Source organism: Sphingopyxis sp. RIFCSPHIGHO2_12_FULL_65_19 (genome assembly GCF_001830555.1).
In the GTDB taxonomy this organism is placed as follows: domain Bacteria; phylum Pseudomonadota; class Alphaproteobacteria; order Sphingomonadales; family Sphingomonadaceae; genus Sphingopyxis.
This window is the reverse complement of the sequence record NZ_MIAM01000001.1, coordinates 32,751-39,954: the sequence shown is the minus strand read 5'-3', so window position 1 is coordinate 39,954 and position 7,204 is coordinate 32,751. Positions and strand designations below refer to the sequence as shown.

Annotated in this window: 9 protein-coding genes; 4 read left to right on the top strand and 5 right to left on the bottom strand. The window is 61.5% G+C overall.

What is annotated here, in order from left to right; translation table 11 throughout:
- A partial coding sequence (locus tag A3E77_RS00230; protein WP_293642899.1) for an ATP-binding cassette domain-containing protein occupies nt 1-581 on the top strand: 581 nt, incomplete at its 5' end.
- Nucleotides 582-680: 99 nt separating this feature from the next.
- On the opposite strand, the gene A3E77_RS00225 is transcribed toward A3E77_RS00230, so the two are convergent.
- From A3E77_RS00225 to A3E77_RS00205, 5 genes are all read right to left on the bottom strand, one after another.
- Nucleotides 681-1,229 (bottom strand): hypothetical protein, encoded by a 549-nt coding sequence (locus A3E77_RS00225; protein WP_293642898.1) that lies wholly within the window; start codon nt 1,227-1,229, stop codon nt 681-683.
- A gap of 30 nt (nt 1,230-1,259) precedes the next feature.
- A complete protein-coding gene (locus A3E77_RS00220) occupies nt 1,260-1,916 on the bottom strand; it encodes a hypothetical protein (RefSeq protein WP_293642897.1) in 657 nt (218 codons plus the stop codon).
- 123 nt (nt 1,917-2,039) lie between these two features.
- Nucleotides 2,040-2,360 carry a putative quinol monooxygenase gene (locus A3E77_RS00215; RefSeq protein ID WP_293642896.1) on the bottom strand — a complete coding sequence of 107 codons (321 nt, stop codon included), beginning with the start codon at nt 2,358-2,360 and terminating at the stop codon, nt 2,040-2,042.
- Nucleotides 2,357-3,292 (bottom strand): hypothetical protein, encoded by a 936-nt coding sequence (locus A3E77_RS00210; protein ID WP_293642895.1) that lies wholly within the window; start codon nt 3,290-3,292, stop codon nt 2,357-2,359. The genes A3E77_RS00215 and A3E77_RS00210 overlap by 4 nt, the downstream gene beginning before the upstream one ends.
- The gene (locus A3E77_RS00205) at nt 3,289-4,065 is read right to left on the bottom strand and encodes a HipA family kinase (RefSeq protein ID WP_293642894.1); all 777 of its coding nucleotides are present in this window, start codon (nt 4,063-4,065) and stop codon (nt 3,289-3,291) included. The genes A3E77_RS00210 and A3E77_RS00205 overlap by 4 nt, the downstream gene beginning before the upstream one ends.
- 200 nt (nt 4,066-4,265) lie before the next feature.
- Between A3E77_RS00205 and A3E77_RS00200 the strand changes: the two genes are divergently transcribed.
- The 3 genes from A3E77_RS00200 to A3E77_RS00190 all read left to right on the top strand — a co-directional run.
- Nucleotides 4,266-5,327, top strand: coding sequence for a substrate-binding domain-containing protein (locus A3E77_RS00200; protein WP_293642893.1), 1,062 nt, complete (start codon nt 4,266-4,268; stop codon nt 5,325-5,327).
- A 184-nt stretch (nt 5,328-5,511) separates the two neighbouring features.
- Nucleotides 5,512-6,888: a phosphate ABC transporter permease subunit PstC gene (pstC, locus tag A3E77_RS00195; RefSeq protein ID WP_293642892.1), complete on the top strand. Its 1,377-nt coding sequence runs from the start codon at nt 5,512-5,514 to the stop codon at nt 6,886-6,888.
- Nucleotides 6,881-7,204, top strand: a 324-nt coding sequence (locus tag A3E77_RS00190) for a DUF3333 domain-containing protein (RefSeq protein WP_293642891.1), incomplete at its 3' end; no start/stop codon positions are given. The genes pstC and A3E77_RS00190, both read left to right, overlap by 8 nt.

Genomic DNA, 7,204 nt, shown 5'->3' with positions numbered 1-7,204 from the left:
AGATCGAGATGCACTTCCTGCCCGACGTCTATGTGACGTGCGAGACGTGCCACGGCAAACGATACAATCGCGAAACGCTGGAGGTGAAGTTCAAGGGCCACAGCATCGCCGACGTGCTCGACATGACGGTCGAGGACGCGGCGGAGTTCTTCAAGGCGGTGCCCTCGATCCGCGAGAAGATGGCGATGCTGGTGCGCGTCGGTCTTGGCTATATCAAGGTCGGGCAGCAGGCGACGACGCTGTCGGGGGGCGAGGCGCAGCGCGTCAAGCTCGCCAAGGAATTGTCGCGCCGTTCGACCGGGCAGACGCTCTATATCCTCGACGAGCCGACCACCGGGCTGCATTTCGAGGATGTGCGCAAGCTGCTCGAAGTGCTGCAACAGCTCGTCGACCAGGGCAACAGCGTCGTGGTGATCGAGCATAATCTGGATGTCATCAAGACCGCCGACTATATCCTCGACCTCGGTCCCGAAGGCGGGGTCAAGGGCGGCGAGATCGTTGCCGCGGGGACGCCCGAGCAGGTGGTGAAGGAACAGCGCAGCTTCACCGGGCAATATCTGGCGCCGTTGTTGGGGAAATAGCGCCCCCGTGTCATCGTCACCCCGGACTTGATCCGGGGTCCATTCAGCCATGTCGCAAATGGACCCCGGATCAAGTCCGGGGTGACGAATATGGGTAGATTAATGCCACACCGCCGATAGCGGATAGAGGGCGATGAGCCAGGCGAGGCACGCGCCGATGATGCGCCGGTCGTTGGCCCAGATCGCCAGCGCGGCGACGGGAAAGAAGCTCCAGGTGATGACGATGTTGCGGATGTCGAGCGGCGGAAAGGCCGCGAGCGCGGCGACGCTGGACAGCAGCGCGATATTGCAGAGCAGGACGCCGCCGATCACCTTGCGCCGATGCTGGTCGAAATGGGCGTTGAGGTCGTCCCACGCCTCTGGATCGTCGGGAAAGACCAGGCTCGCCGCGACGAAATAGGTGGCGGTGACGAGGAAGCCGCCGAACAGCACCGGCCAGTTCAACGGCAGCAGCTCGCGGAGCGACCAGCCATACATCCAGAAGGTAACGACGTCGCACGACACGAACAGGCCGAGCAGCGCGGTCGGCCAGCCGATCCGCACCTTGTGGCTGGCCTTGAGCGCGCGCGCCAGCCCGCCCAGCCCCTCGGCCAGCGCCAGGCCGAGGATCAGCCCGAACAGCGAAAAGATGAATTCAAACCCGCTCATAGGCCCCCTGCCCCTTCGGCGCTGTCAGGATCAGAGCGAAGGCGTGACTTCGAGCGCCGCGATATAGACGATCGTCAGCAGGCCGACGAACAACGCGATCCGCGCCGCGCCGCCGAAGCGCAGCGGCGGCAGTTTGCGGTTGAGCCACCACACGGCGCCGACCAGTCCGACCGACCAGGGGATCAGGAAGGATTGCAGTCCGCTGTGTACGACATAATGCCCCGTCCCTTCGTCCAGATATAGTTTCTGCACCGCGGGCATCCATGTCAGATCTTCGTGCCCGACCAGCCATTGCGTGCCGCCGACGACGATCACCGACGCCGCAAGGATGATCAGATAGGCGACCGTCGAACTGCCCAGCGCCAGCCCCCAGCCGGGCCGCGGTCCGGCGGTGGGCAGCGCGAAGCGAAAGATCGCGGCCAATATGACGATCGCGACCATCATCGCGGTCAGAAAATCCTTCAGCAGGATGACCAGCGCGCCGATCGCAATCAGTCCGAGCAGAAGGACGACGCCCATGCCGGCGGCGGCACCGCCGCCATCGCCGCCCCCGGAACCGCCGCCACCGCCCGGCGCCCGGCGCTGCGCCTCCTCCGCCGCGCGCTGTTCGGCGCCCGCCTGATGCCCATGGCTGCCCGTGCCGGTGCCGTAATAGCCCTGCTGAAAATCCTTGTTGTAATCGCTCATGCCCCAGCCCCTTTGGCGCGGAGTGAACCGAGTTCGTCCCGCCTTGTCAATATCCTGCGCCGCGCGGGACCGGCCGGAGGCGGCGGCGCGCCGGGTGCTTCGACCATTACAGCGGCGAGCCGGTCAGCCCATCAGCGTCGCGGTGATATCCTGTGCTTCATAGATGCGGATCACCGGCGGCTGCGGCGACAGCGCGCGCATGTCAGCGACGAAGGCGCGTGAGGCGGGCACCGCGAAATGGGCGCGCACCGCCTCGATATCCGCCCACTCCTCGACAAAGACGAGGCGGTCGGGGTTTTCGACATCGACATGGCAGTTATGCGCCAGACACCCCGGTTCGGAACGCGACCGCGCGCTATGCTCGGCACCGAGCGCGATCATGCGCTCGCGATGCTCGGGAGTCAGGATGATGTGGCCGGTGATGAGGATCATCGACTTGATCAAGTCGCGATACCCTCATCGCGAATGAGCCGTTCCGCAATCGAAGCCACACTGTGATCAGAGATTACTCCGATGTCTCTGTTTCGACCTTCGTCTTTCAGATTGTCGACCACCAACATTATGTTCTCCAATTGACGCTCGGATATAGTCGGATCATCTTCCGCCGGATGGTACAAAAACATCTCATGCTTTTGCTTCAGAAATGAGCCATTATTAGATTCTCGATGCTGCTCCAAATCCCACATCAGACGTTTCGACACGTCGACCGAAACGCGATTTCGGCCAGCTTTTAGAGTACTAAAATTGGCTGCGACTTTTTGACCGTCAAAAGCCACGAAAGCTCGGTGCGTCAACAGACGAGCCCTCTGCGCCTTTTCCATTCGATGGATATGCGGATCAAACATCCTTCGAGCTTCAGGCGCAATTTCGGTGATCCGCTCCATTACCAGCACAGGCAGCCGGTCGCGCGAGATACGACGATCCAAAGCATCGACGGCTTCATTAGCTCCTAGGCTAACATAGTCGACCCCTCTTGCCTCTCTGCGCGGGTCATGCAGCGAAGAGATCATCCTAATCCATCGTCGTGCGATTGATTCAGAGTCAAAACCTTCTGCGGCTCGACGTTCGCCTGCCACGATCCCAGAAACGTTTAAGGGCACTGCGTCATCTTGGCCGAAAGTCCCTAGTCGAGAATCAAGGTATCCCAATCCATAATCGAGAGCTTCCAACGCAACTAAAGCATCATTTCCGTACAAGCATTTGAGCCGATCCAAAGCCGACGCTCGACACAGACTCCATCGCCCGCCCGCATAGGCAAGCACCGCCACAACTAATCGCTCCGGCGTATCAAAATTTGGCTTGAAATAAAGCGGCTGCCAGAAACCGCTTTGCAGATGCCCAGCGTCTGGAAATTGGATGTCGGAAAAATCGGTCATAGCGTGTGAAGCGCTTTGGCGCTCAACGAAAGAACGTGAGAAACGCGGCTTTCTAAAAAGCCAACGACCGCATCGCTATCGTTTGCTCCATACAATTTATCTGCCAAACACTCCTCAATTATAAGTTGAACATCGGTTCCCACCATACCCGACGTTAGAATTTTAATCTCAGCCATCGCCCTATCTTTATCTGAAGAATTCAAATTCGGCGTGAGCCAAAGCTTCAATTTACTGATATATTCCTTAGATGAATTTAGATCGCTTGCCATCCAAGAAGGCCCTGTGAAGCAATGACCGTGGTCGATCAGATAGAATGAACCATCTCCCGAAAGTATCAAATTATTCCTGTGGCGGTCTATGTTGGCGACCCATGCGTCAAATCCATAGATTTTCCCGAGAAGGGGCGAGGATTTTAATCTCGGAATCGCGTCACTGGCAGGATCCGCTGCAAGAATCTGGGCGATCGTCGATCCATTGGCATCCATCGAGCAAAATGCCACGAATGCGCCACTCTTACCGTGCGGGATCTTCTTGAAGGCCATGCTGACGTCAGGCTCAACGATTACTAGAGCCGCATCGGGAACCGAAACACCTAGCGATTTTGCCAAGGTTGCTACGAGAAGCTCGTTGCCAAGCTGGCGAGGGTCGAGGTCTTTTATAAAGGCTCGACGAATTTCGCCGCTAGAAAGGTAGACGTCGCCCCGAAAAACTGCGTTTGCAGAACTTTGGGTATGTGGCACAAGGCCTTTTAGAACCTTCCCGGTAGATATCATCAGGCACCCCCTATTTGGGGACTTATTACAATTGATTCAAAAATTGAAAATTTATTTTGAGAGTATAGCACTCACGTCCAATGACACTTATATGACAGTCCCTGTCACAAACACGTCACACAACTCCCCCAAATGGCCCTCAGCGAGTCGCCGCGGGGGTGGCGGCTTGGTTCGGTAACGACCCCCGACAGGATTACCCCATGTTCCAGAAATTTGCTCCCAAGATGCTTGGCGTCGCTGGCGCCGCGACGTGCGCTCTCGCGCTTTCCGCGTGCCAGGATCAGGCGTCTTCGGGTGGCGGCGCGCGCGATTATATCAGCGCGGTCGGTTCCTCGACCGTCTATCCCTTTGCCACTGCGGTCGGCGAGAAGTTCGCCGAAGCGACGGGCAACAAGACGCCGAAGATCGACAGCACGGGCACCGGCGGCGGTTTCGAGCGTTTCTGCGCCGGCGTCGGCGGCGACACCCCCGACATCGCGAACGCATCGCGCCGCATCAAGAAGAAGGAATTCGACAGCTGCGCCGCGAACGGCGTCAAGGAGATCGTCGAAATCCAGATCGGCATCGACGGCATCGCGCTGGGCGAAGCGTCGCGCGGCCCCGGCTTCAAGCTGACCGAAGAAGATGTCTACAAGGCGCTCGCGGCGAACCCCTATGGCAAGCCGAACACCGCGAAGACGTGGAAAGACGTGAACCCCGCCCTGCCCGCGGTCGCGATCTCGGTATTCGGGCCGCCGTCGACCAGCGGCACTTACGATGCGTTCAAGGAGCTGATCCTCGGCACCGGATGCGACGCCAATCCCGAAATGAAGGCGCTGAAAGCCAGCGATGCCGACAAGCATGAAGCGACCTGCACCGCGCTGCGCGGCGCGCCCTATTATGTCGAGCAGGGCGAGAATGATAACCTCATCATCTCGAAGCTCGACAAGAACCCGACCAGCCTGGGCATTTTTGGCTTCAGCTATCTCGACGCCAACAAGGACAAGATCAAGGCGGTGCCGATCCAGGGCGTCGCGCCGACCTATGCGGCGATCGCCGACGGCAGCTACCCCGGTTCGCGCCCGCTGTTCATCTATGTCAAGAAGGCGCATGTCGGCGTCGTCCCCGGCCTGGCCGAGTTCGTCGCGGAGTTCCTGAAGGGTGCGGGCGACGGCGGTTACCTCAACACCAAGGGCCTGATCGTGTCGCCGAAGGATGTCGCCGACAAGGCGGCCGCCGCGGGCACCGGCATGACCGCGCTGAACGGCGCCGAGCTGAAGTAAGCGTCTTTCCATCTTTCGGTGTTCCCCCGCGAAGGCGGGGGCCCATCACCTGCCCTTACCATCTCCAGCAACCGTTGCGGAAACACGATAGTGCTGGAGATGGGCCCCCGTCTTCGCGGGGGAACAGCAAGGGACAAGCATCGAGCAAGGCGCCGATGCAACGAGTTCGACGAACGGGGACCAAGTGACCTTCAACGCCGCCGCCCTTTTGCTTTTGATCGCGGGCCTTGCGCTGATCGGCTGGCTGGCCGGGCGCGCGCGGTCGAACCTGCTTGCCGGCCGCGCGGGCACCAAGCTGCATTCGCGCCCGCAATATCATGGCTGGTATGTCGCGCTGTGGCTGTTCGCCCCCGCGGCGCTGTTCCTTGCCGTCTGGGCGTCGGTGTCGCCCGCGCTGGTCACCAACCAGGTGCTCGCGACCGAGGCGGCGCAATCGCTCCCCTCCTTCGGGTTCGAGCGCGGCGCGATCCTGTCCGACGCGCGCAGCGTCGCCGCGGGCAAGCAGGACGCGGTGCGGCTGCCCGCCGCGGCGCCGCTGGTCAAACCTTACGCCGACGCCGCCCACAAATATGCGTGGATCGGCATCGCCGCGATGCTGGCGCTGGCGCTGGCGGGCGGGCTGTACGCCTTCACGCGGATCAAGCCCGATTTCCGTGCGCGGACGCGGGTCGAGCGGATCGTGATGGCGTTCCTGCTGCTCGCGTCGCTCGTCGCGATCCTCACGACCTTTGGCATCGTGCTGTCGCTGCTGTTTGAATCGATCCGCTTTTTCCGGCTCGTCTCGCCCGCCGAATTGCTGTTCGGGACCGACTGGGCGCCCACCAGCGGCGCGCCGCAGCCCGACACCTTTGGCGGCATCCCGCTGTTCTGGGGCACGATCCTGATCGGGGCGATCATCGCGATGATCGTCGCCATCCCGATCGGCATGATGACCGCCGTCTACCTGACCCAATATGCCGCGCCGACGGTGCGCAAATGGGTCAAGCCGTGCCTCGAGATCCTCGCGGGCGTGCCGACCGTCGTCTATGGCTATTTCGCGGCGTTGACGGTGGCCCCGGCGCTGCGCGAATTTGCGGTGATGCTGGGCATCCCGAACGCCAGCACAGAAAGCGCGCTGGCCGCGGGTATCGTGATGGGGGTGATGATCATCCCGTTCGTCTCATCCATGGCCGACGACAGCATCAACGCGGTGCCGCAGGCGATGCGCGACGGATCGCTGGCGCTGGGCGCGACCCCGAACGAGACGATCCGCCAGGTGCTGATCCCCGCCGCGCTTCCGGGCGTGATGGGCGGCATCCTGCTCGCGGTCAGCCGCGCGATCGGGGAAACCATGATCGTGGTGATGGCCGCCGGCCTGTCGGCGAACCTGACCGCCAACCCCTTTGCCAGCGTCACCACGGTGACCGCGCAGATCGTCAAGCTGCTGACCGGCGACCAGGAATTCGACAGCGCCAAGACGCTCGCCGCCTTTGCGCTGGGGCTGGTGCTGTTCATCGTCACCCTGCTGCTCAACATCGCCGCGCTGCGGATCGTCAAAAAGTATCGCGAAGCTTATGAATAGGGACACCGCCCCCACCGACTGGAAGGGCCAGGCGATGCAAAAACGCATCGCGGGCCGCTACGCCGCCGAACGCCGGTTCCGGCTGATGGGGCTGGGCGCCGTGCTGCTCTCGGGCGCGTTCCTGGCATTCCTGCTGTTCGTGATGGTCGGCAATGGCGCGCGCGGGTTCACTTACACCCATGTCGCGGTGCCGATCGATTTCAAGGCGATGCCGCTGACCATCGACACCGCGCGGCTGTCTGACGCCGACGCCGACCAGGTGATCGCGAACGCGGGGCTGGCCGATATCGTCGCCTTTGCCGCCGACGAGGCGCTG